Raw genomic sequence first — 24,680 nt, forward strand, 5'->3', positions numbered from 1 at the left:
AATTATGCCTCCAAAGCCTTCATGACTTCAGCCGTGGTCTCCTCGATGGAGGGGCAGAACTTGATCTCTGCCAGCTTGCCGCGGGTACGGTAGAACTCCACCAGCGGCTCGGTCTGCTCATGATATGCTTTCAGGCGATCCAGCACGGTGGCAGGCTGGTCGTCCTTGCGGATGACGGTCTTGCCGCCGCACAGGTCGCACACACCCTCGACCTTGCTCTTCTTGTTGACGATGTGGTAGCTTGCGCCGCACTTCTCGCAGACGCGGCGGCCGCTCATGCGGTCAACGATCACATTGTCCTCGACCTGCAGCTCCAGCACCTTGTCGATGCGGATGCCCATGGTCTCGATGGCCTCGGCCTGAGCGATGGTGCGGGGCACACCGTCCAGAATGAAGCCGTTTGCGCAGTCCGGCTGAGCCAGACGCTCTTTCAGGATGCCGATGATGACCTCATCGGGCACCAGTGCACCGGCGTCCATGAAGCTCTTGGCCTTCAGGCCCATTTCGGTGCCTTCCTTGACAGCAGCGCGCAGGATGTTGCCGGTGCTGATGGAGGGGATGTTCAGCTTGGCGCAGATGATCTCGGCCTGCGTGCCCTTACCGGCACCAGGTGCGCCCAACAGGATCAGGTTCATAGGATCATTCCTTTCCTTTGTTAGAGGATGTAAACTCCAAAAAAGCAAAAAAGCACTGAAAAGTTCGAGCGTACTCTCCTTTCCAGTGCTTTCTCACATCTTAATTATTGTGGATCAACCAAGGAAGCCCTTGTGGTTGCGCATCGTCATGAAGCTGTCGAGGCTGCGGGTGGTATCAAGTGCCACACCAACCACGATCAGCAGGCTGGTACCGCCCAGCTGGATGCTCATACCGGTCAGGTTGCCCAGAATGATCGGCAGCACAGCCACCGCAGCCAGGAAGATGGCACCGATGAGGGTGATCTTGTTCAGGGTGCGGGTGATGAAATCGCTGGTCGGCTTGCCGGGACGGAAGCCGGGGATCGAGCCGTTGTTGCGGCGCAGATTGTTGGCGATCTCAACGGGGTTGTACTGGATGGCCACATAGAAGTAGTTGAATGCCAGGATCAGCAGCAGGTAGATCACAACATACAGCCAGGAGGTGTAGTTGAAGGTGTGGAAGAATGCATACCACACCGGGTGTGCCTGCTGGTCGATCTGCAGGAAGCTGCCGATGGTGCCCGGGATGGACACCAGAGCCGAAGCGAAGATGATGGGCATGACGCCGCTCATGTTCAGCTTCAGGGGCAGATAGCTGTTCTGACCGCCCATCTGCTTGCGGCCTACCACGCGCTTTGCGTACTGAATGGTGATGCGGCGCTCTGCGTTGGTCATGACGACCACGAAGACCACAGCCACCAGTGCCAGCACGATCAGCAGCGGCAGGAAGAAGTAGTACTGGGGCTTGCCGGACGCTGCCTGGGTCAGCAGACCCTTGACAGAGGTGTACAGCGAAGACCAGTTGGAGACGATCGAAGCAAAGATGATGAGCGAGACACCGTTGCCGATGCCCTTGTCATCGATCTGCTCACCGCACCATGTGATCAGCTGTGCGCCGGCCACAAAGGTTGCGATGATGACGATGGCGGCAAAGATGCCAGCACCGCCGGAAACGTACTTCAGTGCGCCCATATTGCGGATCACGAAGTAGTAGCCGATGCTCATGATCAGAGCGACCACAGCACCTGCGTACCGGTTGATCTGCTGCAGCTTCTGCTGGCCGTCGGCTTCCTTTGCCATGTTTTCCAGCGCGGGGATCGCCACGGTGAGCAGCTGCACAATAATGGAGGCGTTGATATAGGGTGTCACACCTAACGCGAAGAGCGTGCAACGAGCCAGTGCACCGCCGCTCATCATGTTCAGATAAGAGAGCATGTCGCCGTTTGCGAACATCTGCGTCAGCGCAGAGCCGGAAACGAACGGAACGGGGATGGCACAGCCCAGACGGTACACCACGAGGATCGCCAGCGTGAACAGGAGACGATTTTTAAGCTCGGGGATCTTCCATGCGTTACGGAATGTTTGGAACACCTTACATCACCTCAGCCTTTCCGCCTGCCTTCTCGATTTTCTCTTTGGCAGAAGCGGAATAGGCTGCGGCCTTCACGGTCAGAGCCTTGGTCAGCTCGCCGTTGCCCAGAACCTTAACGCCGTCCAGAGTCTTCTTGACCAGACCCTTTGCCTTCAGAGCCTCGGTATCGACGACATCGCCGGCATTGAAAGCAGCTTCCAGATCAGCCACGTTGACGATGGCGTACTGGGTAGCAAAGATGTTGTTAAAGCCAACCTTGGGCAGGCGGCGTGCCAGAGGCATCTGGCCGCCCTCGAAACCAGCGTGCTTCACGCCGGAACGGGCCTTCTGGCCCTTGCTGCCGAAGCCGGCAGTCTTGCCATTGCCGGAGCCAATGCCGCGGCCCTTGCGGGTCACAGCCTTGTTTGCGCCGGGAATCGCGTGCAATTCATGAAGTTTCATTATGCGTATACCCCCTGCTATTAGGCTTCGGTGACGCTGAGCATAAAGCCGATCTTTGCGATCTTGCCCTGCGTAGCGGCATTGTCAGGCTGAACGGTAACGTCGCCCGGCTTCTTCAGGCCCAGAGCCTCAGCGGTAGCGATCTGCTTAGCGCCGCGGCCAATCAGGCTCTTCTTCAGCTCGATCTTGAGCATCTTATCTGCCATGGTTTGTTACCTCCTTAACCCAGAATTTCTTTCACGGTCTTGCCGCGCTTCTCAGCGACAGACTCAGCGCTGACCAGGCCGCACAGACCTGCGAAGGTAGCAGAAACAACGTTGATGGGGTTGTTGGAACGCATAGACTTCGCACGGATGTCCTTGATGCCAGCTGCCTCAATGACGGCACGCACAGGGCCGCCGGCGATCATACCGGTACCGGGTGCAGCCGGCTTGAGCAGAACGGCGCCTGCGCCGTACTTGCCGACGATCTCGTGGGGGATGGTGGTGCCCTTCAGGGCAACCTTGTGCATGTTCTTCTTAGCAGCAGCTTCGCCCTTGCGGATTGCCTCAGGCACTTCGCCGGACTTGCCGATGCCGTAACCGATGTTGCCCTTGCCGTCGCCCACGACAACCAGAGCGGCAAACTTCATGATGCGGCCGCCCTTGACAGTCTTGGAAACGCGGTTGATGGAGACAACCTTGGTGATCATGCCGTCGTCTTCACGGTTTCTCATAGCCATAATGTGTTTCCTCCTCTCATTACAGCTTCAGGCCGCCCTCACGGGCGCCATCAGCCAGGGCCTTAACACGGCCATGATAAACGTAGCCACCACGGTCGAACACGACCTCGGTGATGCCCTTTTCCAGAGCCTTTGCTGCGATCTTCTTACCGATCTCAGCAGCGGCCTCGACGTTGCCGCCGTTGCCGTTGAAGTCCTTGTCCATAGTAGAAGCCGACACCAGAGTCACGCCCTGCTCATCATCGATGATCTGAGCGTAAATATGCTTGGCGGAGCGGAAAACATCCAGGCGAGGACGTGCTGCGGTGCCGCTGATCTTGTTACGAACGCGGCGATGACGACGAAGACGAGCTTCGTTCTTGTCGATCTGCTTAACCATTGTCTTTCACTCCTTACCTTATTTCTTGCCCTTGCCGGCCTTGCCTTCTTTGTGCTTGACAACCTCGCCCTCGTAGCGGATGCCCTTGCCCTTGTAAGGCTCGGGCGGCTTCTTGGCGCGGATCTCGGCAGCATACTGGCCGACCTTCTGCTTGTCAATACCGGTAACGGTGAAGTGGTTGGGATCCTGCCACACGATGGTGCAGTCCTCAGTATCAGGAATGTTTACCTGATGAGAGAAGCCCAGGTTCATGACCAGGTTGGAGCCCTGCTTCTGGCAGCGCAGGCCGACGCCCACGATCTCCAGCTTCTTCTCGTAGCCGTTCACAACACCGTTCACCATGTTGGCGATGTTGGTACGGGTCAGGCCGTGCAGGCTGCGGGCCTGGGGTTCGTCATTGGGGCGGGTAACCAGAACTTCATTGCCCTCGACCTTGACGGTCATCAGGGGATGATAGTTGGAATTCAGGCTGCCCTTGGGGCCCTTGACGGCAACCTGGTGTGCTGCCTCATCGACAGTAACAGTGACGCCGGCAGGAATGACGATGGGTTTTCTTCCAATTCTCGACATTGTCTTTTACCCCTTTCTTACCACACGTAGGCCAGGACTTCGCCGCCGACGTGCTCAGCGCGTGCAGCCTTATCAGTCATGATGCCCTTAGAGGTGGAAATGATTGCGGTGCCCAGGCCCTTCATGACCTTGGGCATATCCTCGCAGTTGGTGTAGATGCGCAGGCCGGGCTTGGACACGCGGCGCAGACCAGCGATAACGGGCTCGCCGTTAGCCTGATACTTCAGGGTGACAACGATGGTGCCCTGAACGGTGTCGTTCTTGACCTGCATGCCCTTGATGTAGCCCTCGTCAACCAGAATCTGGCAGATAGCCTTCTTCATGTTGGAAGCGGGGATCTCCACAGAAGGGTGTTTGGCAGTGCTAGCGTTGCGGATGCGAGTCAGCAGGTCCGCGATAGGATCAGTAATCTGCATTTGCCACTAACCTCCTTAGATTAGCTCTCGTTTGTTTTATAATGATACCGCCCCGAAACATCGTTGCCCCGGGGCGGATATCCGACAAATTATCCGGCCCTCTGGCTTGATTACCAGGAAGCCTTCTTCACGCCCGGGATCTCGCCCTTGTAGGCCAGCTCACGGAAGCACACACGGCACACGCCGTACTTGCGCAGCACGGAGTGGGGACGGCCGCAGATGCGGCAGCGGGTGTATGCACGGGTAGAGAACTTAGCAGGACGAGACTGCTTCAGCTTCATAGACAGTTTAGCCATTGTAGAAATCTCCTCCCTTAGTTGTTCTCTGCGAACGGAGCGCCCAGAGCCTTCAGCAGCTCCTTGCCCTCTTCGTCAGTCTTGGCAGTGGTGACAAAGCAGACATCCATGCCGCGGACTGCATCGACCTTCTCGAAGTCGATCTCGGGGAAGATGATCTGCTCCTTGATGCCGCATGCAAAGTTGCCGCGGCCGTCAAAACCGTTGCCGTTGATGCCGCGGAAGTCGCGGACACGGGGCAGTGCGATGTTGAAGAAGCGATCGACGAACTCATACATACGCTCACCGCGCAGGGTGACCTTGCAGCCGATGGGAGTGCCCTGGCGCAGCTTGAAGTTAGCAACGCTCTTCTTGGCACGGCAGACGACTGCCTTCTGGCCAGTGATCTGGCCCAGATCCTTCATGACAGCTTCCAGGATCTTCTCGTTGTCCTTGGCTTCGCCGCAGGCAACGTTGATGACGACCTTGTCCAGCTTGGGGATCTGCATAACGCTCTTGTAACCGAACTTGGAGTTCAGAGCAGGAGCAATTTCATTGACATACTGTTCTTTCAAACGAGCCATTGTTCCTTACTCCTTTCTTACAGCTCAGCGCCGCACTTCTTGCAGACGCGAACCATCTTGCCGTCCTTCTCGACGTGGCCCACACGCACGGCCTTGCCGCACTTGGGGCAGATGGGCATGACCTTGGATGCGTACATAGCACCCTCAGCCTTGACGATGCCGCCCTGCTCGCCCTGACGACGAGGCTTGACGTGCTTGGTAACCATGTTCTGGCCCTCAACGATGACCTTGTTCTCAGAGGGGCTGACCTGCAGGACCTTACCAGTGTGGCCCTTGTCCTTGCCGCTGATGATCATAACGTTGTCGCCGGTTTTAACATGAAGATTATTCATTTTTAAAACCTCCTTACAGCGATTCCGGAGCCAGGCTCAGGATCTTGGTGTAGCCGGCATCGCGCAGCTCGCGAGCAACGGGTCCAAAGATACGGGTACCCTTGGGGCTCTTGTCGGCCATGACGATAACGGCGGCGTTCTCATCGAAACGGATGTAGGAACCGTCGTCGCGGCGGACGCCATGCTTGCTGCGCACGATGACAGCCTTGACGACGTCGCCCTTCTTAACGGAGCCGCCGGGGGCTGCCTTCTTGACAGAGCAGACCACGACGTCACCAATGTTTGCGTATCTCTTGCGGGTGCCGCCCAGCACGCGGAAGCACATCAGCTCCTTGGCACCGGTGTTGTCGGCAACTTTGAGATAAGTTTGCATCTGAACCATATCAGATATCTCCTTTCAAACTGTTCAAAGCAGCGGGCAAATTACTTTGCCTTCTCAACGATACGGACCAGGCGCCAGCGCACATCCTTGGACAGGGGGCGGCACTCCATGATCTCAACACGGTCACCGATGCCGCACTCGTTCTGCTCATCACGAGCCTTGAACTTGGCGGTACGCTTCAGGATCTTCTTGTACAGGGGGTGCTGCACGCTATCCTTAACGGCAACCACGATGGTCTTATCCATCTTGTCGGACACGACGATGCCGACGCGGGTCTTTCTCAGATTACGTTCTTCCATCGTTTAACCTCCTTACTGCTTCTCAGCCAGAACGGTCATCACGCGGGCGATGTCCTTCTTGACTGCTTCGATGCGGCCGGGGTTCTCCAGCTGGTTGATGGCATGCTGGAAGCGCAGGTTAAACAGCTCGGCCTTCAGGTCTGCCAGCTTGCTGGTCAGCTCTGCGGTCTGCATTTCGCGGAGTTCATTAGCCTTCATTGGTGCCATCCTCCTTCACGGAGTCCTCACGGACAACAAATTTGCACTTGATGGGCAGCTTGTGCATAGCCAGACGCAGTGCCTCACGAGCAGTTGCCTCATCGACATCTGCCAGCTCGAACAGAACGCGGCCGGGCTTCACGACTGCAACCCAGTATTCGGGAGAGCCTTTACCGGAACCCATGCGGGTCTCAGCGGGCTTTTCAGTCACGGGCTTATCGGGGAAGATCTTGATCCACACCTTGCCGCCACGCTTGATGTAACGAGTCATGGCAACACGAGCAGCCTCGATCTGGGTGGAAGAGATCCATGCCGGCTCCAGAGCAACAAGGCCGTACTGGCCCTGGCACACCACGTTGCCGCGGGTAGCCTTGCCGGTCATGCGGCCGCGCTGGACGCGGCGGTACTTAACACGCTTAGGCAGTAACATTACTTGTTGCCTCCTTCCTTCTTCTGAGCGGTCTTAGCGCTCTTCAGGACTTCGCCCTTGTAGACCCACACCTTGACGCCGATGCGGCCGTAGGTGGTAGCAGCCTCTGCAAAGCCGTAGTCAATGTCAGCACGCAGGGTCTGCAGGGGGATGGTGCCCTCGTGATAGCTCTCGGTACGAGCGATATCAGCGCCGCCCAGACGGCCGGAGCACATTGCCTTGATGCCCTTTGCGGGAACGGTTGCGCGATCGCGGGGGCTCATGGCATTGCGCATGCACTGCTTCATGGCACGGCGGAAGGTCACGCGGTTCTCCAGCTGACGAGCGATATCCTCAGCAACCAGCTGAGCGTTGGTAGCAGCGCTCTTGACCTCGATGACGTTGACGATGACCGTCTTGCCATACTCTTTGGTCAGCTTGTTCTGCAGAGCAACGCGCTCTTCGCCGCCCTTGCCGATGACCATGCCGGGCTTAGCGCAGTAGATGTTGACAGTTACGCGAGGAGCGGAAGTGGACGGGTCCACAGTACGCTCGATCTCGATCTTGGGCACACCAGCATCCTTCAGCTGAGCCTTCAGCTCAGTGCGGATCTTGTGGTCCTCGACGAGGTTATCGCTGAAATCCTTCTTGGAGGCAAACCAGCGGCTGTCCCAGTCTTTAATAACGCCGACACGAATGCCGTGCGGATTTACTTTCTGGCCCATTGTTTTCCCTCCTTACTCTTTCTCTTTCAGAACAACGGTCATGTGGCTGGTGCGCTTCAGGATGCGGTAGCCGCGGCCCTGTGCACGAGGCATCATGCGCTTCAGCGTCGGGCCGGGGCAGACGTAGCACTCGGCGACGTAGAGGTTGTTCTTGTCCATATTGAAGTTGTTTTCCGCATTAGCGGCTGCAGACTTCACCAGCTTCAGAAGGGGCTCACAAGCTGCCTTCGGGGTGTACTGCAGGATTGCCAGCGCTTCGTCCAGGGGCTTGTTACGGATCAGGTCCATAACGATAGACACCTTACGAGGACTAATGCGGGCATAACGAAGAATTGCCCGAGCTTCCATGTTGTGTTCCTCCCTCTATTACTTAGAATTACCAGTGTGGCCCTTGAAGGTACGGGTGGGAACGAACTCACCCAGCTTGTGGCCAACCATGTCCTCAGTCACATACACAGGCACATGCTTGCGGCCGTCGTGGACGGCAAAGGTGTGACCAACGAATTCGGGGAAGATCGTGGAGGCGCGGCTCCAGGTCTTGATGACCTGCTTCTTGCCGGAAGCGTTCATCGCTTCAACGTGCTTCATAAGAGCAGCCTGGACGAAAGGTCCTTTTTTAATGCTTCTACCCATTGTCTTAAACTCCTCTCTTACTTACCTGCACGCTTCACGATCAGCTTATCGGAGCGCTTATGATGCTTGCGAGTCTTGAGACCCAGAGCGGGCTTGCCCCAGGGAGTCATAGGACCGGAGTGACCAACAGGTGCGCGGCCCTCGCCACCACCGTGGGGATGGTCGCAGGGGTTCATGACGGTACCACGGCTGCCGGGACGCACGCCCATGTGGCGCTTGCGGCCAGCCTTGCCCAGGTTGACGTTCTCGTGGTCGATGTTGGAAACCTGACCGATGACTGCGGTGCAGTTCAGGGGCACGTTGCGCATCTCACCGGAGGGCAGACGAACCAGAGCGTAGCCGTTCTCCTTAGCCATCAGCTGAGCCATGTTGCCAGCGGAACGAACCAGCTGAGCGCCGCGGCCGGGATACAGCTCGATGTTGTGGATGATGGTACCGACGGGGATGTTCTCGAAGGGCAGGCAGTTGCCGGGCTTGATGTCGGCAGACTTGCTGCTGATGACCACATCGCCCACCTTCAGGCCATCGGGAGCAATGATGTAGCTCTTGACGCCATCGGTGTACTCGACCAGAGCGATGAATGCGCTGCGGTTCGGATCGTACTCGAGAGTCTTGACGGTAGCGGGCATATCGGTCTTCTGACGCTTGAAGTCGATGACACGATACTTGGTGCGGTTGCCGCCGCCCTGATGACGGACGGTGATGCGACCGGTGTTGTTGCGGCCGCTGTGCTTCTTCATGGGCTCCAGCAGGCTGCGCTCGGGAGCGACCTTAGACAGGACGCTGTAATCCGTGACGGTCATGCCGCGGCGGCCCGGAGTAGTGGGGCCATACTTCTTGATAGCCATAGTGCTATTCTCCTTTGTTTATCTTATGAATTATTATCGGGGTCATATCCCCATAGAGGAACCCTCGGCGGGTTCTGCTTAGACCATGCTGTTGAAGAACTCGATTTCCTTGGAGTCCTTGGTCAGGGTCACGATAGCCTTCTTGGATGCAGCGGTGTAACCGGCGTGCATGCCCTGGCGGCGGAAACGACCGCGCACAGAGATGGTGTTGACCTTTGCGACCTTAGCGCCCGGGAACAGGACCTCAACGGCCTGAGCGATCTCGACCTTGGTAGCATCGGTAGCGACCTTGAAGGTGTACTTCTTGTCAGCGATGCCAGCCATGGAGTTCTCGGTAATGACCGGCTTCAGGATGATATCATGTGCGGTTTTCATTAGCCAAGCACCTCCTCGAGCTTCTTAGCTGCGTCGACGCTGATGATCAGCTTGTCGGCGTTCAGCACATCGTAGGTGTTCACGCTGCCTGCGAAGGTGGTCTTCACACCGGCAATGTTGCCAGCGCTCTTGACGAACTTTGCATCGACAGTCTCATTGACCAGCAGGTTCTTCTTGCCGGCGCCAACAGCGTTCAGCATTGCAACCACGGTCTTGGTCTTGTACTCATCGCAAGCGAACTTGTCAACAACGACCATGTTGCCATTGGCAGCCTTGTCGGACAGAACGCTCAGCAGAGCCAGGCGCTTGACCTTGTTGTTGATGTGGTAGTTGTAGCTGCGGGGCTTGGGGCCCAGAGCGACGCCGCCGTGAGTCCACTGCGGTGCACGGATGGAACCCTGACGAGCGTGGCCGGTGCCCTTCTGACGCCAGGGCTTCTTGCCGCCGCCGGAAACTTCCATGCGGATCTTGGTGTTCTGGGTGCCCTGACGCTGGTTGGCCAGGAAGTTCACCACAGCAATGTGGACAGCCTTCTCGTTCGGGGTGATACCGAACACGGCGTCGGAAAGCTCGATCTCGCTAACATGCTGACCGTTCATATCGACTACGTTAAACTTTGCCATTGTAGCTTTCCTCCTTACGCCTTCACGCTGTTGGCCAGGGTGATGATGGTGCCCTTGGAACCGGGGACCGCACCCTTGACAGCGATCAGATTGTTCTCGGTGTCAACCTTGACAACAGTCAGGTTCTGCACGGTGACGCGCACAAAGCCCATGTGGCCGGGCAGGCGCTTGCCGGGGAACACGCGAGCAGGGGTAGAAGTGGAACCGTTAGAACCTGCATGACGAGCAACAGGACCGGTGCCGTGGCTCTCACGCAGACGGTGCTGACCGTAGCGCTTGATAACGCCCTGGTAGCCCTTGCCCTTGGAAACGCCCACAACGTCCACCTTGTCGCCCTCTGCGAAGACATCAGCCTTCAGCACGTCGCCAACGTTCATTGCGGAAACATCTTCCAGACGGAACTCGCGCAGGGTCTTCTTGGGGGCAACGTTTGCCTTCTTGAAGTGGCCTGCAGCTGCTTTGTTGACCTTCTTGGCGGAAACCTCGCCGAAGCCCAGCTGAACAGCCTGGTAGCCATCGCTCTCGACGGTCTTCTTCTGCACGACGGTGCAGGGACCAGCCTCGATGACGGTGACGGGAACGACCTTGCCGTTCGCGTCGAACAGCTGAGTCATACCGACTTTCTTGCCGATAATGCCTTTAACCATTTTCTTTTCCTCCTGTAAAGGTTATTGGTTGGCAGCGCACGTCACTGCCAACATGACCCCTCGGGAAACGAGGGCATCGAATTTGATCGAGTGTCTTTTACAGCTTGATCTCGATGTCCACGCCAGCGGGGAGCTGGAGGCTCATCAGAGCCTCGACCGTCTTGTTGGACGGCTTCAGAATGTCGATCAGACGCTTATGAGTGCGGCTCTCGAACTGCTCGCGGCTATCCTTGTACTTGTGGGTAGCGCGCAGAACGGTAACGATCTCACGATCGGTGGGCAGGGGGATGGGGCCGGACACGCGTGCACCGGTGTGCTTTGCGGTCTCCACGATCTTCTCTGCTGCGGCATCGATCAGCTGAGCATCATAGCTCTGCAGACGGATTCTGATTTTCTCTTTGACTGCCATTGCTTACGCCTCCTGAAAAAATTGATTTTGCCCTAGGCGAGCCGATAAATTGCTCTACACAGTTCCGGGTGTTCCTCGATTTGGCACTATAAAAACCGGTGAACCGCATGGCAGTTCTCCCGGAAACATATTAGCAAATCAAATCCGAACATTGGTTCCGCCCGTTTCGCAGAGGAGTAACTTCTCTGCCGAGGGAACGTATTCCATCGCTGTCAGTAATTCTTTCGCCCGGTTCTAAGATCGGACATACTCCGCGGAAATAACCCATCGCAGCTATCGCCGGATGACAACCTCCCGCATCTACGCATATCGCTGGCCTGCACGACTTGTATCGCACAAGCCCTTTGCAGCCGAGAGTTATTCTATCACACCTTCGTGCATTTGGCAAGTGTTTTTTAGAAAAAAGAACGAATTTTCTTTTTTATTTTCTCCGTTTTGTCAAAGAGCGCATTTTCTGTGCAAGATGCACAATCCGCAGGCTTTTCTGCCGGTGGAAAACTCTGCCGCGCCCGCTGCGCAGTTCTTAGTATGGACCATTCTGCCGCTTTTATACATATATAATAAAAGGCAGGGCCGGAGCTCTACCGTCCTCGCCCTCTCAGTCAAAGCCTGTCGGCTTTGCCAGCTCTCCCAAAGGGTGAGCCCTTGGCAGTCCACGCAAGCTTCATCTCTTTGCCAAGGCCTCTCCCCTTGGGAGAGGTGGATGCGAACGTAGTGAGCAGACGGAGAGGGCGAGGTTGCTTCCCTGCCACGCGACCGTTTCCGAAGGAAACAAGCGTCGGCAAGCTGCCGCTTCCCTCTACGACCCCTTCCCGTGAAAAAGCAAACCGGCAAAGCCCGCAGGCTTTGCCGGTTTGCAAACATTAAAAATAATTTTTCCTCTAATATTGTCAGAGCGAAGCGGAGACAATTTCAAATCGTCACTTCTTCTTCAGCTGTTCCGCCAGCCCATCCCGGGGCGTGATGTAGACCGTGGTGTACACCTCGTACAGCACCATGCCGGGCTTGGCACCGCTGGCTTTCCAGATGTTCTTCACCTCAGTGGTGTCCACCGCCACTTTGGCGCCGGTGCCTGCTTTGTAGGTGCTGGAGTAGATGACTGCCAGCTCCGCGGCTTCCTGCTTGGTGGTGTCCGGGATCTCCTCGCCCCGGCTCATGACCACAACGTGGCTGCCGGGGGCCTTCTGCACATGGAACCACAGGTCTTTGCCCCGGGCGGTGTGGAGGGTGAGCTTGTCGTTCTGGGCGTTGTTGCGGCCCACCAATATCTCAAAGCCATCGGTGGAAGTGAACCGCAGGAAATCTGCAGGCTTCTGGCGCTTATCCCGCTGCTTGTAGTATTTCAGGTAGCCCTGACTCTTCAGCTCTGCCCGGATCTCGTTGAGGGCCGCTTCGCCGGAAGCGGACTCCACCTCGTAGAGCACCGTTTCCAGATAGGCGATCTCCTTTTCACCCTCTGCCAGCAGATCCACCAGCATCCGGGCAGCGGTCTGCTTCTTTTTATAGTTCTTGAAGAAGTTCTGGGCGTTCTGGCTGGGGGTGAAGCGCAGGTCCAGCGGGATGGTCACCTCTTTGCCCTCGTCGTACCAGTTGGGCACCGTGATGCTCTTCATGCCCTTCTGGGCCAGATAGAGGTTGGCCGAAAGCAGCTCGCCGTACAGCCGCAGCTTTTCGCTCTTGCCGCTGGCGGCCAGCTCTTCCTGACGTGCCGCCTGCTTGCGGACGGCACGCTCGTACATATTGTGCACCGCCTTGTGCAGCTCCTTGCTTTTGGTGCGCAGGCGCTCGGTACGGTCCTTCTCGGCGTAGTAGCCCTCCAGCATGGCATTGAAGGACGGCCACTCCTTTATCCTGTACTTCTCACCGTACTGCTGCGGGCGGAAGAAGGTATACTCAATGGGCTTTCCGCTGGGGTCGGTGATGCTGCACGGACAGCCGCCGTTCTCATGGATCTCCTTCAGTTCATCGATGGAGGCCATCAGGCGGCGCTTCTGCTCCCCGGTCAGCTCGTTGGCGATCAGGTGCTCCCCATCGAAGGCGCGCCATGCGGCTTCCCGGCAGACCACCGGGCCCACGCCAGCCACGGTCTTGTTCAGGGCATCCGCTACCGGCAGATCCCGCTCACAGGCGGCCGATACGATGGACGCCGCGCTCACCAGCAGAAAATCCGGACGGGCGGGCTTGGGGGGCGTAGTGTAGGGCAGGCCCGGCAGCAGCTGGCGCACATCGCTGTCCTCAAAATCCACCCGCTTGAGTGCATCGATGATTTTACCGTTCTGCACCAGCACCAGATTGGAGTAGCGGCCCATCAGCTCGGCACACAGGGTGTTGCGCACAAGGTCGCCCATCTCGTTGGTGCACTGAAAATCAAAGTAGACGATGCGGTCTCCCGGCTCCATGTGCACATCCAGCAGCCTGCCGCCGGTCAGGTGCTTGCGCATCAGCATGCAGAAGGAGGGCGGCGTCTCTGGGTTTTCAAAGCTTTCTTCGGTCAGGCACACCCGGGCGGAACCGCTGCGGGCCGAAAGCAGCAGCGCATAGGTATCCGTGCGGGTGCGCAGGGTGAGCACCAGCTCATCGCGGGTGGGTTCAAATAGTTTTGCGATCTTGGCGTCGGTCAGCGTCGCTTTGAGCTCTGCTGCCGTAAGGGCCAGTGTCGCGGCATCCAATGCCATAGTGTTTACCTCGTTTAACGATTTTAAATGGCCGCCGCGTTCGCTTTGGCCATAATCAGCGGAATTTTTATTTGTATTTGTAATTCGGCAAAGCCTGCGGGCTTTGCCGAATTACTCTTTCACAGAAGGGGCCGCAGCGGCAATCTTCATCTCAGCCGGAAAATCGCTGCAAGAAATAGCAGCAGCTTTCCCTCACAAATACGTATACGGGTCCCGGTTTTCGGTGCTCACCAGCACGTCCAGCTCCGGCAGGGCGGCACGCAGCTTTGCCGCCACAGCGGCGGTCACCGGGAATTCGGTGGCGTAGTGGCCCGCAGCAATGAGCGAAAGCCCCAGCCGCTTTGCGTCGATGGCATGGTGATGGTTGGCTTCGCCGGTCAGCAGGCAGTCGGCCCCCATGGCGAGGGCATCGGCAAACAGGCTCCCGCCTGCGCCGCTGATGACCGCCAGCCGTTTCACCGGCCGGCCGGCATCCGCAAACTTCACCTGCACCGCCGGGCCGACGGCGGGTGCGTTGCAGCGCACGGTAAGCTCCTGCTGCGCCTTGCGGGCAAGTTCCGGGACCGTGATCTTCTCAATGGCACCCACGCGGCCGCAGCCCTCGGCAAAGATCTCCATGTCCTTCATGCCGAAAATGCCCGCAAGCACCTCGTTCACGCCGCCCTCTGCAGCGTCCAGATTGGTGTGCATACAGACGGCAGAAATGCCCGCCCGCACCAGCTGGAACGGCACATCCTGCGGACCGAGCCTTTTGAGCGGGTCAAAAATGACCGGGTGGTGGGACACGATCATCTCACACTGCTTTGCGGCGGCTTCCTCCACCACCTCAGGGGTGATGTCCAGCGCCGTCAGCACCCGGTGCACCGCGCCGCCGCAGTCCACCAGCAAGCCGGGATTGTCCCAGCTTTCGGCCAGTTCCAGCGGCGCGATGGCCTGCATTGCTTCGTATACCTGCCGTACTGTTATCATCGCTCTGTCCCCTCTTTTAAAATTGCATCGATCTCGGCGGCAAGTGCGCTGCCATCCGGTACGCCAAGGCGCATCCGGGGCAGCTTTGCCTTCTGCCAGTCGGCGTAGCCTTTTCCCTCGGGCCAGACGCCTGTGCCGCCGAACAGGCACTCGGCAAAGGTGGGTGCATACACCTCGCCGGTGTACTCTGCCGCCATCACCGCATACCAGCGGCCCGCCGCCTGCACCGGGCGGTCTGCCACAAAACGGAAGCCGTGCTCCCACAGCCAGCGGCGCAGCGCGTCGTGGCGGGTGGCCGGGATCATGATGATCCGCGGCCCGCGTGCAGTGAACACCCACGGTGCCTTCTCCAGGATCTCCCATGTGGTCTGAGCGGAAACGCCCGCCAGCACGATGCTGCCCACCTCATTCTCCGTAAGCACAGAAAGACCGTCGCCAAGCCGAAGCTCAGCGCGGTCTTTACAGCCTGCATGTTCCAGCGTCTGCTCTGCCTTTGCCAGCGGGCCGGGCCGCAGGTCGGCACCGATCACCTTCGGATACCGGCCCGAAGCTGCCAGCACCGCTGTCAGCTTGCCGTGGTCGCAGCCAATGTCCGCCACCGGCTCTCCCGGCCGCACAAGCTCTGCGGCGGCAGCCAGACGCGCATCCAGTGTGGGCAGCAATTTATGCCTTCTTTGCTGCCAGATGCTCGTTCAGCTTCTCGATCAGCTCATCGCAATCCACGCCGTGGACAGCACAGGCCTCCTCGATGCTCTCGCCGCGGGATGCGGGGCAGCCCAGACAATGCATGCCGATCTCCATGAAGTAGGGAGCGGTCGTCTGGTCCATATCCAGGATATCGCCGATGATGGTATCGCGGGTCACCTGCTTTGCGTCCTTGTGTTCTTCCTTTTTGAGCATATTGAAAATATCAAACATGATGTTTTTTCCTTTCTGTTTGGGGGCATTGACAGCAAACCCTGCTGTTCCTCTATAATATACCCCAAACCGGAGCAGTTTTGCAAGAGCCTTGCGGAAAATCCGCCCGCCTCCGAAGGCTTTTGCAGTCAACCCTCTCCGGCTCACTCCGTTCGCCAGCTCCCCCAAGGGAGGGAGCTTTTATGCATCTTCCGGTCAGTACCCATAAAGCTCCCCCTTCGGGGGAGCTGGCACGCCGTCAGGCGTGACTGAGAGGGTTCGCTCACTTTTCCGCCTGATAGTCCTTTTCCAGCGAGAAGCCGCGCCCGCTCACCTCCGTCACATGGCTCACGATCATAAAGCAGGTGGGGTCGATGGCATGGGCCAGCTTTTCCAGCTTCGGCAGCTGGCGGTTGCTCACGATGCTCAGCAGCACCTGCTCCGGCTCGTGGCTGTAGCCGCCCTCGCCATGCAGCACGGTCACACCCCGGTCCAGCTGGGTGAAGATGGCTTCCCGGATGTCATCGGCGTGCTGGCTGATGATCTTTACCTCGGTGCGGGTAGTGCCGAAGAGGAGCACCTTGTCCAGCACCACCGTATACACGATGACCATCACGATGCCGTACAGACACTGCTGCAGCGGGCTGAACGCCGCCTGCAGGCAGAGGATGAGCATATCGAACACCAGCATACTGGCCGACACCGGGATGTGGAAATATTTGTTCAGCACCAGCGGAGGGATGTCCATGCCGCCGGTGGATGCGCCTGCCCGGATGGTGATGCCCAGCGAAATGCCTACGCCGAGGCCTGCAAAGATGGTGTTGAGCACCAGATCATCGGTAAGCACAAAGTCCGCGAACACCCGCTCCCACAGGGCCAGAAACAGGGGGCTCAGAAGGGTGCTGGCAACGGTGGTGACCGCAAAGCGCCGCCCCAGCAGCACCCAGCCCACCGCAAGCATGGTCATGTTGATGACGAACAGCACACCGGACACCGGCAGTCCCAATGCACGGTTGATGCCCAGTGCGATGCCGGTAGCACCGCCGGTGATCAGGCCTGACGGCACAAGAAACAGCACCACCGTGAGCGCATACAGTGCATTGCCCACGATGATGGACAGCGAATTGAATGCGATCTGCTGCTCATATGAAAGCTTTATCATCTTTTGTCCCTCATTCTTGAATTTCTTTCTTCTATGATAACGAAAAAATCCGCATTTATCAAGCGTTTCGCCCATAAATGCGGAATAATCCCGGAATAAATTACATTTTGTTGTTTACTGCGCAGAGGTCTCCTGCACCGGCTCCTCGTCCTCCAGCAGACGCAGACCGGCGGTATCCGTTACCGGCAGCGAGAATACGATCGCGCCCGCCTTGGGCCCGGCACCGTCCATGATGGCCTTCATGATGCGGTTCTTTTCCGGTGTGCGGGCCACGATGAGCACCAGCTCTTTTTCGTTCACCAGCTCCACGCCAAGGAACTGGGCTGCGCCCTCCATGCCGGTGCCCTTGGCATGGATCACCGTGCCGCCGCCGGCACCCGCTGCGCGGGCGGCGTCCATAATGGCACCGGTGTGGCCCTGATTGGCGATCACCAGCAGCAGTTCGTAACGGGTATCCTTCAAGGTGCTCTCCTCCTTCAATGTCAGCGGCTGGTGCTGGGTGAGGAACATCAGCGCCCTTCTGCCGCCGATGCTGCTCAGCGGCACCGTGAATGCAATGCCGGTGCCCGGCACGTCGATGCGCATTTTGCGGCGCAGGTCTGTCCGGACGGCCTTCCACGTATCCTCTGTCGCCACCGCCAGCAGCACCGCCTTCTCGGTCTTTTCCAGACCCAGCGTGGCCAGAGTCTCCCGCACCGCTGTGCCGCTGCCCACCGTGCGCAGGTTCACATCCACGCCGTGCTGCTCATACAGCTGCAAAAAGGCATCGGTGGAGCGGCGGTCGGTGATGGTCACCATCAAAAACAACGAACTCATGCCGCGCCCTCCTTACAGTTCAATGATATCATCGTCCGCCAGACCGGCAAAGGCAAAGGCCTGTGCGGCGGCATGCTGCGCCTGCCGTGCCTTGCGGGTCTTGAGCTGTGCCACAAGGCCCATCAGCTGCACCGTGATGAGCGGCGTCATGGCGACCATCGCCACCACGCCAAAGGCATCGGTGACGATATTGCCGCCCACGGCCACGCAGGCACCCTGTGCCAGCGGCAGCAGGAAGGTGGCCGTCATGGGGCCGGATGCCACGCCGCCCGCGTCAAATGCGATGGCGGTGAACAGCTTTGGCACCGCAAAGGAGATGCCGATGGCAAACACATAGCCCGGCACGAGAAACCACAGAATGGAAACGCCGGTGAGCACCCGCACCATGGCAAGGCCCACCGAAATGGACACGCCTGCCGAGAGGGCCGTGCCCATGGCCTGCGCCGAAATGGCACCGTCGGTCACCTCTTCCACCTGCCTGTTCAGCACATAGACAGCCGGCTCGGCCTTGACGATGAAGTAACCGATGAGCATTCCGATGGGAATGATGATCCAGCGGAAGCTCTGCCCGGCCAGCACCTGACCCAGATAATTACCGGCAGGCATAAAGCCGACGTTTGCGCCGGTGAGGAACAGCACCAGACCCACATAGGTGTAGGCAAGGCCCACCGCAATGCGGCCCAGAGAGCGGCCGTCCATGTGCAGGGCCACAAATTGAAAAATGCCGAACATCACGATGATGGGCAGCAGAGAACCGGCGATCTCCTTTAAATAAGTAGGCAGACTGACATGGAACAGCTGCCACAGCTCCACCGAGTCGCTTACCTCCGGCAGCACCGGCGGGATATAGGTGCTGTCCGAGGCACGGAATACGATGCCCAGAATGAGCACAGCCAGAATGGGGCCAATGGAGCACATGGCCACCAGACCAAAGCTGTCATCCGCCGCGTGGCGGTCGCCGCGGATCGCTGACACACCCACACCCAGTGCCATGATGAAGGGCACCGTCATGGGGCCGGTGGTCACGCCGCCGGAATCAAAGGCCACGGCAAGAAACTCCCTGGGCACAAAGACCGCCAGAAGAAAGATGATGCTGTAAAACAGCACCAGCAGCCGGGGCAGCGAGATGCCGATGAGCATTCGCAGGAAGGCAAACACCAGAAACAGACCCACGCCTGCCGCCACCGACAGGATAAGGGTCGTGTTGGGGATCGCGGGTACCTGATTTGCCAGCACCTGCAGGTCCGGCTCCGAGATGGTGATGAGAAAGCCCAGCAGGAAGCCGATGCCCAAAATCACCGGCAGCTTCCGGCTTTTGGTGATCACCGCGCCCACGCGCTCGCCCATGGGGGTCATGCTCATCTCCGCGCCCAGGGTGAAGAACATGATGCCCAGCACGATCATGGCTGCGCCCAGCAGAAAGCACAGCAGGATACTGGGTGACACCGGTGCAATGGTAAAGCAGAGCACCAGCACGATGGCTGCAATGGGCAGCACTGCCTGCAGCGCTTCCAATAGTTTTTCCCGCAGTTTCGGGAGGGATGCTTTCAGGATAGCGTCCACCGCCTTTCGCTGTTTTTTGTTTCCAGTTTGTACAAATCGAAAACAAGTATATGAATAGTATACAAGGCAAAAGCCGCCCCGTCAACAAACGGAGCGGCAAAGATTGGCAAAGACGCAGAAGCTTTACAGTTTCTTCCAACTTTGTCTTTATTTCGTCAGATCTCCTGCTTTGCCAGCACGTCCGAGGTGGGGGTCTGGAACACCGGGATATCGGCATAGGGATCAGCTGCTTCTTCTGCGGGCAGGCTCTTCATGTAGGCGTCCATGGATTCGGCCACCTTCTTGGCCACAGCCACCGCCTCCACCACGGTGCGGGCGCCCATCACGGCGTCGCCGCCGGCAAACACGCCCTCGCGGGTGGTGCTGCCGTCCTCGCTGACGGTGAGCAGGCCCTTCTGGTTGGTCTCGATGCCGGTGGTGGTCTTGACGAGGTTGCTCTCAGAGCCCTGACTCACCGAGACGATGACGCCGGTGTGGGGGTAGAAGGTCTCGCTGCCCTCCACCTGCGTAAATTTACCGTCCTCGCCCTTGACGGTATCGCGGCAGATCAGGCCGTTCTCCCGGATCTCCACCGGTGCCTTGCAGAAGCGGAAGCCCACACCCTCCAGCTTTGCATAGCTCACCTCGTACTCGGAGGCGCTGATGCAGCTCTCGTCACGGCGGGCATAGCAGGTGACGTGGCGGGCACCGTTGCGGATGGCGGTGCGGGCACAGTCCATGGCAGAGTTGCCCACGCCGATCACGGCAATATCATCGCCCAGACGGAACGCCTTGGAGTTTGCCAGATAGTCGATGCCAAAGGCTACATTGCCCAGCGTCTCGCCCTTGATATGCATGGCGTTTGCCTTCCACAGACCGGCACCGATGAACACGCTCTTGTAGCCGTCGCGGAACAGATCATCGATGGTGATGGTCTTGCCGATGGTGGTGTTGGGCCGCACTTTGATGCCCTTCAGCTCCAGATGGCGGTACTGGAAATCGTCCAGCACGCTGTCCGGCAGGCGGTAGTTGGGAATGCCGTAGCGCATGACGCCGCCGATCTTATCACGGGCATCAAAGATGGTCACATCGTAGCCCCAGCGTGCCAGCAGCACCGCAATGGTCAGGCCCGCCGGGCCGGAGCCAACGACTGCCGCCTTCATGCCGTTTTTGGGGGCAGGGCCGGCGGTCATTTTGTTGGCGTAGGTCGTGGAAATGTAGTCTTCAATAATGGAGAAGTGCACCGGGTCGTGGCTGGGCATCCGGTTGCGCACACAGTGGCCTTCGCACTGGTTCTCGTGGTTGCACACCAGCGCACAAACGGTGGTCAGCGGGTTATTTTCAAACAGCATCCTGCCGGCTTCGTCCATCTGGTTTGCCTTGAGCAGACGGATGACCTCCGGGATATTGGTGTGGATGGGGCAGCCCTGCTGGCACAGCGGCTTTTTGCAGCCCAGGCAGCGGTTGGCTTCGTCCAGAACGTGAAGTGCCATGAAGTTTCCTCCTTATTGCATGCGGTTTTCTGATTCCGTTCTCATTTGTTGTATCCAACATTGCATTGCTTTAATCATACACCACAAACCGTCCGGACACAAGTGTTTCTGCATAAAATTTCTTCGATTATTTTTTGTCAATTCGTCAAAAAGATAATTTTTTGACGATATACTCCCCCCATCGGCCCGGGCACCCGGCGGCACAGTGCGCCAAAATCGCTGGCTGCTGCCTGTGCCGCCGCCATGCGGGCGCAGTCTGCATTTTCTTTTTCCAGCTTTGCCAGCGAATGGCTCACCGGCAGGGCCGTATTTTTGAGCATCGGCAAAGCTTCCCGCCGGGCCCCCAGCAGGTGCAGATACGGCGGCAGAGCGGGCACTGTCTCTGCCGCATAGCCCAGTGCGGCGTCCATGGCAAGACGGCGCATCCGGGCCCGGGGGTAACGCACCGTGGTCAGCGCGTCCAGCAGCTGGGGCAGGCCGGTGCAGCTGCGCACGGCGTTTTCCAGCCGGTGGTCCACCCCCTCGGAAACGCCCCGCACTGCGGCAAAGGGTTCCGGCCGGGCACAGGCCGCCCGCAGCAGAGTCAGCTGACACCGGCCCGCAGCGGTGTAGTCGGTATACGTTCCGTCAATTTCCACTTTTTTATACAGTTTCAGTGCTTTCTCCGGCACATAAGGAGCCAGCGCATCCGCTCCCTGCTCTGCCCAGAGGGTGCGCAGCGCGCTGGCGCTGGCAAACTGTGCGTGGCCGCTTTCGGCAAGAGTCTGCCCGTGGCCCGCCCCCACGCGGGGCAGCGGCACCGGGGTCATGGGTGCCTCCTGTTCCAGAATGGCCTTGCAGTATTCCACTGCCAGATTGTTGTTGGGCTTATCCAGCAGTGCGGCCAGCGCCGTGCCCGGACAAAGCGCTTCCACCGCTGCCTGCCGCGCGGCGGCAAAGCTTCGGGCACCGGCGGCCAGCTGCTGTTTCAGCTCGGTGCGGTAGGCGGCGCTGCACAGCACCCGGGCCGCGTCCATCAACAGGGCCGCGTCCGGCGTCTCTGCCCCGAACACCAGCGCATCGCATCCGGCGGCGGCAAGGATGCGCACCCCCGCCCGGGCAAAAGCCTCTGCCCCCGCGCAGGCACAGGGTGCAGGCAGGGCAAATATCAGATCTGCCCCGCATTGCAGTGCGGCCTGCACCCGCACCGCTTCCGGCAGCAGCGGCAGGCTCCCGCGCTGGGTCAGCCCGCAGCTCATGGCCACCGCCACATGCTCTGCGCCCAGCGCTTTTGCCTGCGCCAGCTGCCATGCATGGCCGTTGTGAAAGGGGTCGTATTCCGCAATGATGCCTGCAAACTTCATAGAGTTCTCCTTAAAAAGGGCCGCTGTGTCCCGAAAAGATTGTTAAATTTATATCGTATTCACAGAAAAAAGCCCGGCTATTCTGCAATAATAGGCAGGATGTACAAAAACCTTGTACACAAGTTTTATCGCTTTGCCCGGGTTGCGGCTTGAAAAGCTGCCCACCCTATTATATAATAAACACAGGAATCTGTAAAATTCTGTCCTCACACGTGGGCAGAGCAAAAACATACAGGAGGCAACACAGATGAAAGTTCTGGTTATTAACTGCGGCTCTTCTTCTCTGAAGTATCAGCTGATCGATATGGACGGCGAGAAGGTGCTGTGCAAGGGCCTGTGCGAGCGCATTGGCATGGAAAGCAGCATGATCACCCACGAGGCCAACGGCCACAAGGCCACCACGCCCGCCATCTTCCCCACCCACACCGAGGCTTTTGCCGAGGTCGTGAAGAAGATGACCACCGGCGAAGGCAAGTGCATCAACGACGTCAGCGAGATCGATGCCATCGGTCACCGTGTCGTGCACGGCGGCGAGAAGTTCAAGGAGAGCTGCCTGATCACCGACGAGGTCATCGAGACCATCCGCGAGCTGAGCCCTCTGGCTCCCCTGCACAACCCCGCCGGCATTCTGGGCATCGAGGCCGCACGCAAGGTGTTCGGCAACATCCCCATGGTGGCTGTGTTCGATACCGCTTTCCACAGCACCATGCCTCCGAAGGCTTATATGTACGCCATTCCGTATGAGTACTACGAGAAGTACGGCGTGCGCCGCTACGGCTTCCACGGCACCAGCCACAAGTACGTTGCGCACAAGGCTGCCGAGTATCTGGAAGAGCCCATTGAGCGCCTGAAGCTGATCACCTGCCATCTGGGCAACGGTTCCTCCATTGCCGCTGTGGACCAGGGCAAGGTCGTGGACACCTCCATGGGCATGACCCCGCTGGCCGGCCTGATGATGGGCACCCGCTGCGGCGACCTGGATCCTTCTGTGGTCAACTACCTGAAGTACACCCTGAACATCACCGGCCACGAGCTGGACGAGATCCTGAACAAGAAGTCCGGCCTGCTGGGCATCTCCGGTGTTTCCAGCGACAAGCGTGACGTGGAAGAGGCAGCTGCTGCCGGCAACAAGCGCGCACAGCTGGCTTCCGACATGCTGAACTACCAGATCAAGAAGACCGTTGGCGCTTACATCGCTGCAATGGGCGGCGTGGATGCCATCGTCTTCACCGGCGGCATCGGCGAGCACGACGCAATTGCCCGTGCAAAGGTCTGCCACCACATGGATTGGCTGGGCATCCGCATCGATACCGAGAAGAACAAGCACCCCGTGGGCGATGTGTGCGAGATCACTGCCTGGGGCGCAAAGGTGCGCACTCTTGTCATCGCTACCGACGAGGAGCTGATGATCGCCCGCGACACCAAGGAAGTCATCGAGAAGTAATCGTTTCCCAAAGGGCTTTGCAGGGGCTGCTGCACGGATTGTGCGGCAGCCCCTTTTGCGTAGAACGATTGGAATGGCCTCCGCTGCGCTCTGGCCATTTTCAGCGGAAAGATTATTTTTAATTTGTGGTTCAGAAACACCTGCGGGTGTTTCTGAACCACTTTTTCACGAGAAAAATCCCAACCGTAAACGACTTCTCGGTGGGAAAATTTCCCGTTTTCCTTTACGGCCCCTTCTGTGAAAATGCGTTTGTTGCGGCCCGCAGGCCGCAACAAACGCAAAGTATAAACAAATCTTCCTTTATTTATGGCCAGAGCGCAAGCGGAGGCCATTTCCAATCGTCTGCGTCCAAAAGCTGCCGCTGCGAAAAGACTGTGCAACATTCCACTTTTCTGACTTCCGGCAGTTATTTTACCCAAATCAGCCCTGTCGGATTGTGCTATCTATACAAATAACAAGGCGAATGGTTGTTTTTTGGTTGACAAATTTCAAAAAGAACGGTACAATAGAAAAGTCCTCAATTGGAGGACGTCTATTCATTCAAGCCCCTGGTAAGCTTACTGATCAGCGCGATGGTCCCAAAACCAAAGGTATGGTTACAATCCTTCCGTGGGCAAGAACTAACTAAAGAGGAGATACTACTATGTTTGAAGACAAGACTCTGGTCTGCAAGGACTGCGGTAAGGAATTTGTTTGGACTGCTGGTGAGCAGGAGTTCTACGCATCTCGCGGCTTCGAGAATCAGCCCCAGCGCTGCAAGCCCTGCCGTGACGCCCGCAAGAACGGCGGCGCACGCAGCAACAGCGGTGAGCGTCAGATGTTCGATGCTGTCTGCGCAGCTTGCGGCAAGGCTTGCAAGGTTCCCTTCCAGCCCCGTGAGGACCGTCCGGTCTACTGCTCTGACTGCTTCGCTCGCATGAAGCAGAACTAAGCGCTGATTTTTATTTAAATCGGTAACAAAAGGCCCGCTGTCGAAAGGCAGCGGGCCTTTTTGTATTCAGAGCTTCTCCAGTCTGCTTACGCAGCC

34 protein-coding genes are annotated in these 24,680 nt (G+C 58.2%); 2 read left to right on the top strand and 32 right to left on the bottom strand.

Annotated features, from left to right (window positions below):
• Positions 1–2: 2 nt before the first annotated feature.
• The 32 genes from ACNSPV_RS01490 to ACNSPV_RS01645 all read right to left on the bottom strand — a co-directional run bounded on the left by ACNSPV_RS01490 (position 3) and on the right by ACNSPV_RS01645 (position 22,209).
• Complete coding sequence (locus ACNSPV_RS01490) at positions 3–635, bottom strand: adenylate kinase (protein WP_005937991.1); 633 nt, start codon at positions 633–635, stop codon at positions 3–5.
• 114 nt (positions 636–749) lie between these two features.
• The gene (secY, locus tag ACNSPV_RS01495) at positions 750–2,045 is read right to left on the bottom strand and encodes a preprotein translocase subunit SecY (protein ID WP_249237480.1); all 1,296 of its coding nucleotides are present in this window, start codon (positions 2,043–2,045) and stop codon (positions 750–752) included.
• A 1-nt stretch (position 2,046) separates the two neighbouring features.
• A complete protein-coding gene (rplO, locus tag ACNSPV_RS01500; RefSeq protein WP_005934902.1) occupies positions 2,047–2,487 on the bottom strand; it encodes a 50S ribosomal protein L15 in 441 nt (146 codons plus the stop codon).
• A 20-nt stretch (positions 2,488–2,507) separates the two neighbouring features.
• Complete coding sequence (gene rpmD / locus ACNSPV_RS01505) at positions 2,508–2,693, bottom strand: 50S ribosomal protein L30 (RefSeq protein ID WP_005934904.1); 186 nt, start codon at positions 2,691–2,693, stop codon at positions 2,508–2,510.
• 14 nt (positions 2,694–2,707) lie between these two features.
• The gene (gene rpsE / locus ACNSPV_RS01510; RefSeq protein WP_249237481.1) at positions 2,708–3,208 is read right to left on the bottom strand and encodes a 30S ribosomal protein S5; all 501 of its coding nucleotides are present in this window, start codon (positions 3,206–3,208) and stop codon (positions 2,708–2,710) included.
• Between the two features lie 19 nt (positions 3,209–3,227).
• A complete protein-coding gene (rplR, locus tag ACNSPV_RS01515; protein ID WP_005938000.1) occupies positions 3,228–3,587 on the bottom strand; it encodes a 50S ribosomal protein L18 in 360 nt (119 codons plus the stop codon).
• Positions 3,588–3,605: 18 nt separating this feature from the next.
• Positions 3,606–4,157, bottom strand: coding sequence for a 50S ribosomal protein L6 (gene rplF / locus ACNSPV_RS01520; protein WP_249237482.1), 552 nt, complete (start codon positions 4,155–4,157; stop codon positions 3,606–3,608).
• A gap of 17 nt (positions 4,158–4,174) precedes the next feature.
• Entirely contained in the window at positions 4,175–4,573 is a 399-nt protein-coding gene (rpsH, locus tag ACNSPV_RS01525; RefSeq protein ID WP_005921861.1) for a 30S ribosomal protein S8, read from the bottom strand.
• A gap of 110 nt (positions 4,574–4,683) precedes the next feature.
• On the bottom strand, positions 4,684–4,869 hold the full coding sequence (locus ACNSPV_RS01530; RefSeq protein WP_005921866.1) for a type Z 30S ribosomal protein S14: 186 nt from the start codon (positions 4,867–4,869) through the stop codon (positions 4,684–4,686).
• A 17-nt stretch (positions 4,870–4,886) separates the two neighbouring features.
• Positions 4,887–5,432: a 50S ribosomal protein L5 gene (gene rplE / locus ACNSPV_RS01535; protein ID WP_005938011.1), complete on the bottom strand. Its 546-nt coding sequence runs from the start codon at positions 5,430–5,432 to the stop codon at positions 4,887–4,889.
• A 17-nt stretch (positions 5,433–5,449) separates the two neighbouring features.
• Entirely contained in the window at positions 5,450–5,764 is a 315-nt protein-coding gene (gene rplX, locus ACNSPV_RS01540) for a 50S ribosomal protein L24 (protein WP_005934911.1), read from the bottom strand.
• 13 nt (positions 5,765–5,777) lie between these two features.
• A complete protein-coding gene (rplN, locus tag ACNSPV_RS01545; RefSeq protein ID WP_005938014.1) occupies positions 5,778–6,146 on the bottom strand; it encodes a 50S ribosomal protein L14 in 369 nt (122 codons plus the stop codon).
• Between the two features lie 41 nt (positions 6,147–6,187).
• Positions 6,188–6,445, bottom strand: a complete 258-nt coding sequence (rpsQ, locus tag ACNSPV_RS01550; protein WP_249237483.1) for a 30S ribosomal protein S17 — start codon at positions 6,443–6,445, stop codon at positions 6,188–6,190.
• Between the two features lie 12 nt (positions 6,446–6,457).
• Entirely contained in the window at positions 6,458–6,643 is a 186-nt protein-coding gene (rpmC, locus tag ACNSPV_RS01555; protein WP_005921879.1) for a 50S ribosomal protein L29, read from the bottom strand.
• A complete protein-coding gene (rplP, locus tag ACNSPV_RS01560) occupies positions 6,633–7,073 on the bottom strand; it encodes a 50S ribosomal protein L16 (protein ID WP_005938020.1) in 441 nt (146 codons plus the stop codon). The genes rpmC and rplP overlap by 11 nt, the downstream gene beginning before the upstream one ends.
• The gene (rpsC, locus tag ACNSPV_RS01565) at positions 7,073–7,777 is read right to left on the bottom strand and encodes a 30S ribosomal protein S3 (protein WP_005938023.1); all 705 of its coding nucleotides are present in this window, start codon (positions 7,775–7,777) and stop codon (positions 7,073–7,075) included. Before rpsC ends, rplP begins: the two co-directional genes overlap by 1 nt.
• Positions 7,778–7,789: 12 nt before the next feature.
• Positions 7,790–8,125 carry a 50S ribosomal protein L22 gene (gene rplV / locus ACNSPV_RS01570; protein WP_005921882.1) on the bottom strand — a complete coding sequence of 112 codons (336 nt, stop codon included), beginning with the start codon at positions 8,123–8,125 and terminating at the stop codon, positions 7,790–7,792.
• 18 nt (positions 8,126–8,143) lie between these two features.
• Entirely contained in the window at positions 8,144–8,410 is a 267-nt protein-coding gene (rpsS, locus tag ACNSPV_RS01575) for a 30S ribosomal protein S19 (RefSeq protein ID WP_005921883.1), read from the bottom strand.
• Between the two features lie 17 nt (positions 8,411–8,427).
• Positions 8,428–9,258, bottom strand: a complete 831-nt coding sequence (rplB, locus tag ACNSPV_RS01580) for a 50S ribosomal protein L2 (RefSeq protein ID WP_339394962.1) — start codon at positions 9,256–9,258, stop codon at positions 8,428–8,430.
• 78 nt (positions 9,259–9,336) lie between these two features.
• Complete coding sequence (gene rplW, locus ACNSPV_RS01585; protein ID WP_005938030.1) at positions 9,337–9,633, bottom strand: 50S ribosomal protein L23; 297 nt, start codon at positions 9,631–9,633, stop codon at positions 9,337–9,339.
• Positions 9,633–10,256: a 50S ribosomal protein L4 gene (rplD, locus tag ACNSPV_RS01590; protein ID WP_005938033.1), complete on the bottom strand. Its 624-nt coding sequence runs from the start codon at positions 10,254–10,256 to the stop codon at positions 9,633–9,635. The genes rplW and rplD overlap by 1 nt, the downstream gene beginning before the upstream one ends.
• Positions 10,257–10,270: 14 nt before the next feature.
• On the bottom strand, positions 10,271–10,903 hold the full coding sequence (rplC, locus tag ACNSPV_RS01595; RefSeq protein ID WP_005938036.1) for a 50S ribosomal protein L3: 633 nt from the start codon (positions 10,901–10,903) through the stop codon (positions 10,271–10,273).
• Positions 10,904–11,000: 97 nt separating this feature from the next.
• Positions 11,001–11,312, bottom strand: a complete 312-nt coding sequence (gene rpsJ, locus ACNSPV_RS01600) for a 30S ribosomal protein S10 (protein WP_005934923.1) — start codon at positions 11,310–11,312, stop codon at positions 11,001–11,003.
• 920 nt (positions 11,313–12,232) lie between these two features.
• Complete coding sequence (locus ACNSPV_RS01605) at positions 12,233–13,987, bottom strand: Rqc2 family fibronectin-binding protein (protein WP_348584837.1); 1,755 nt, start codon at positions 13,985–13,987, stop codon at positions 12,233–12,235.
• A 192-nt stretch (positions 13,988–14,179) separates the two neighbouring features.
• A complete protein-coding gene (locus tag ACNSPV_RS01610; protein WP_348584836.1) occupies positions 14,180–14,956 on the bottom strand; it encodes a Nif3-like dinuclear metal center hexameric protein in 777 nt (258 codons plus the stop codon).
• Complete coding sequence (locus tag ACNSPV_RS01615) at positions 14,953–15,618, bottom strand: class I SAM-dependent methyltransferase (RefSeq protein WP_339394960.1); 666 nt, start codon at positions 15,616–15,618, stop codon at positions 14,953–14,955. The genes ACNSPV_RS01610 and ACNSPV_RS01615 overlap by 4 nt, the downstream gene beginning before the upstream one ends.
• Position 15,619: 1 nt before the next feature.
• On the bottom strand, positions 15,620–15,874 hold the full coding sequence (locus ACNSPV_RS01620; protein WP_249237487.1) for a DUF1858 domain-containing protein: 255 nt from the start codon (positions 15,872–15,874) through the stop codon (positions 15,620–15,622).
• Positions 15,875–16,136: 262 nt separating this feature from the next.
• Positions 16,137–17,015, bottom strand: a complete 879-nt coding sequence (locus ACNSPV_RS01625; RefSeq protein WP_348584835.1) for a YitT family protein — start codon at positions 17,013–17,015, stop codon at positions 16,137–16,139.
• Positions 17,016–17,129: 114 nt separating this feature from the next.
• The gene (locus ACNSPV_RS01630; protein ID WP_348584834.1) at positions 17,130–17,831 is read right to left on the bottom strand and encodes a P-II family nitrogen regulator; all 702 of its coding nucleotides are present in this window, start codon (positions 17,829–17,831) and stop codon (positions 17,130–17,132) included.
• Between the two features lie 12 nt (positions 17,832–17,843).
• Positions 17,844–19,394, bottom strand: coding sequence for a DUF1538 domain-containing protein (locus ACNSPV_RS01635; RefSeq protein ID WP_348584833.1), 1,551 nt, complete (start codon positions 19,392–19,394; stop codon positions 17,844–17,846).
• Between the two features lie 155 nt (positions 19,395–19,549).
• Complete coding sequence (locus ACNSPV_RS01640) at positions 19,550–20,866, bottom strand: NAD(P)-dependent oxidoreductase (protein WP_249237491.1); 1,317 nt, start codon at positions 20,864–20,866, stop codon at positions 19,550–19,552.
• Between the two features lie 137 nt (positions 20,867–21,003).
• Positions 21,004–22,209, bottom strand: coding sequence for a nucleotidyltransferase family protein (locus ACNSPV_RS01645; protein WP_348584832.1), 1,206 nt, complete (start codon positions 22,207–22,209; stop codon positions 21,004–21,006).
• Between the two features lie 247 nt (positions 22,210–22,456).
• Here ACNSPV_RS01645 and ACNSPV_RS01650 point away from each other — a divergent pair, with 247 nt between their 5' ends.
• Positions 22,457–23,653, top strand: a complete 1,197-nt coding sequence (locus ACNSPV_RS01650) for an acetate/propionate family kinase (RefSeq protein WP_097774388.1) — start codon at positions 22,457–22,459, stop codon at positions 23,651–23,653.
• 643 nt (positions 23,654–24,296) lie between these two features.
• A complete protein-coding gene (locus ACNSPV_RS01655; RefSeq protein WP_005921120.1) occupies positions 24,297–24,584 on the top strand; it encodes a zinc-ribbon domain containing protein in 288 nt (95 codons plus the stop codon).
• The last annotated feature ends 96 nt before the right edge of the window (positions 24,585–24,680 follow it).

The sequence above is a fragment of the Faecalibacterium sp. 3 genome (genome assembly GCF_048323735.1).
GTDB lineage: Bacteria > Bacillota > Clostridia > Oscillospirales > Ruminococcaceae > Faecalibacterium > Faecalibacterium wellingii.

Coding starts and splice junctions, on each gene's coding strand:
- ACNSPV_RS01530 (WP_005921866.1), bottom strand. CDS start 4,869: ATGGCTAAACTGTCTATGAAGCTGAAGCAGTCTCGTCCTGCTAAGTTC.
- ACNSPV_RS01620 (WP_249237487.1), bottom strand. CDS start 15,874: ATGTTTGATATTTTCAATATGCTCAAAAAGGAAGAACACAAGGACGCA.
- rpmC (WP_005921879.1), bottom strand. CDS start 6,643: ATGAAGGCTAATGAACTCCGCGAAATGCAGACCGCAGAGCTGACCAGC.
- rplD (WP_005938033.1), bottom strand. CDS start 10,256: ATGGCAAAGTTTAACGTAGTCGATATGAACGGTCAGCATGTTAGCGAG.
- ACNSPV_RS01640 (WP_249237491.1), bottom strand. CDS start 20,866: ATGGCACTTCACGTTCTGGACGAAGCCAACCGCTGCCTGGGCTGCAAA.
- ACNSPV_RS01625 (WP_348584835.1), bottom strand. CDS start 17,015: ATGATAAAGCTTTCATATGAGCAGCAGATCGCATTCAATTCGCTGTCC.
- ACNSPV_RS01630 (WP_348584834.1), bottom strand. CDS start 17,831: ATGAGTTCGTTGTTTTTGATGGTGACCATCACCGACCGCCGCTCCACC.
- rplV (WP_005921882.1), bottom strand. CDS start 8,125: ATGGAAGCTCGGGCAATTCTTCGTTATGCCCGCATTAGTCCTCGTAAG.
- ACNSPV_RS01605 (WP_348584837.1), bottom strand. CDS start 13,987: ATGGCATTGGATGCCGCGACACTGGCCCTTACGGCAGCAGAGCTCAAA.
- rpsQ (WP_249237483.1), bottom strand. CDS start 6,445: ATGGAAGAACGTAATCTGAGAAAGACCCGCGTCGGCATCGTCGTGTCC.
- rpsC (WP_005938023.1), bottom strand. CDS start 7,777: ATGGGCCAGAAAGTAAATCCGCACGGCATTCGTGTCGGCGTTATTAAA.
- rplB (WP_339394962.1), bottom strand. CDS start 9,258: ATGGCTATCAAGAAGTATGGCCCCACTACTCCGGGCCGCCGCGGCATG.
- ACNSPV_RS01655 (WP_005921120.1), top strand. CDS start 24,297: ATGTTTGAAGACAAGACTCTGGTCTGCAAGGACTGCGGTAAGGAATTT.
- rpsS (WP_005921883.1), bottom strand. CDS start 8,410: ATGGGTAGAAGCATTAAAAAAGGACCTTTCGTCCAGGCTGCTCTTATG.
- rplC (WP_005938036.1), bottom strand. CDS start 10,903: ATGGTTAAAGGCATTATCGGCAAGAAAGTCGGTATGACTCAGCTGTTC.
- rpmD (WP_005934904.1), bottom strand. CDS start 2,693: ATGGCAGATAAGATGCTCAAGATCGAGCTGAAGAAGAGCCTGATTGGC.
- ACNSPV_RS01645 (WP_348584832.1), bottom strand. CDS start 22,209: ATGAAGTTTGCAGGCATCATTGCGGAATACGACCCCTTTCACAACGGC.
- rplR (WP_005938000.1), bottom strand. CDS start 3,587: ATGGTTAAGCAGATCGACAAGAACGAAGCTCGTCTTCGTCGTCATCGC.
- rplX (WP_005934911.1), bottom strand. CDS start 5,764: ATGAATAATCTTCATGTTAAAACCGGCGACAACGTTATGATCATCAGC.
- rpsJ (WP_005934923.1), bottom strand. CDS start 11,312: ATGGCAGTCAAAGAGAAAATCAGAATCCGTCTGCAGAGCTATGATGCT.
- rplW (WP_005938030.1), bottom strand. CDS start 9,633: ATGAAAACCGCACATGATATCATCCTGAAGCCGGTCATTACCGAGAAC.
- rplF (WP_249237482.1), bottom strand. CDS start 4,157: ATGTCGAGAATTGGAAGAAAACCCATCGTCATTCCTGCCGGCGTCACT.
- rplO (WP_005934902.1), bottom strand. CDS start 2,487: ATGAAACTTCATGAATTGCACGCGATTCCCGGCGCAAACAAGGCTGTG.
- ACNSPV_RS01490 (WP_005937991.1), bottom strand. CDS start 635: ATGAACCTGATCCTGTTGGGCGCACCTGGTGCCGGTAAGGGCACGCAG.
- ACNSPV_RS01610 (WP_348584836.1), bottom strand. CDS start 14,956: ATGATAACAGTACGGCAGGTATACGAAGCAATGCAGGCCATCGCGCCG.
- rpsE (WP_249237481.1), bottom strand. CDS start 3,208: ATGGCTATGAGAAACCGTGAAGACGACGGCATGATCACCAAGGTTGTC.
- rplP (WP_005938020.1), bottom strand. CDS start 7,073: ATGTTACTGCCTAAGCGTGTTAAGTACCGCCGCGTCCAGCGCGGCCGC.
- ACNSPV_RS01650 (WP_097774388.1), top strand. CDS start 22,457: ATGAAAGTTCTGGTTATTAACTGCGGCTCTTCTTCTCTGAAGTATCAG.
- rplE (WP_005938011.1), bottom strand. CDS start 5,432: ATGGCTCGTTTGAAAGAACAGTATGTCAATGAAATTGCTCCTGCTCTG.
- rplN (WP_005938014.1), bottom strand. CDS start 6,146: ATGGTTCAGATGCAAACTTATCTCAAAGTTGCCGACAACACCGGTGCC.
- rpsH (WP_005921861.1), bottom strand. CDS start 4,573: ATGCAGATTACTGATCCTATCGCGGACCTGCTGACTCGCATCCGCAAC.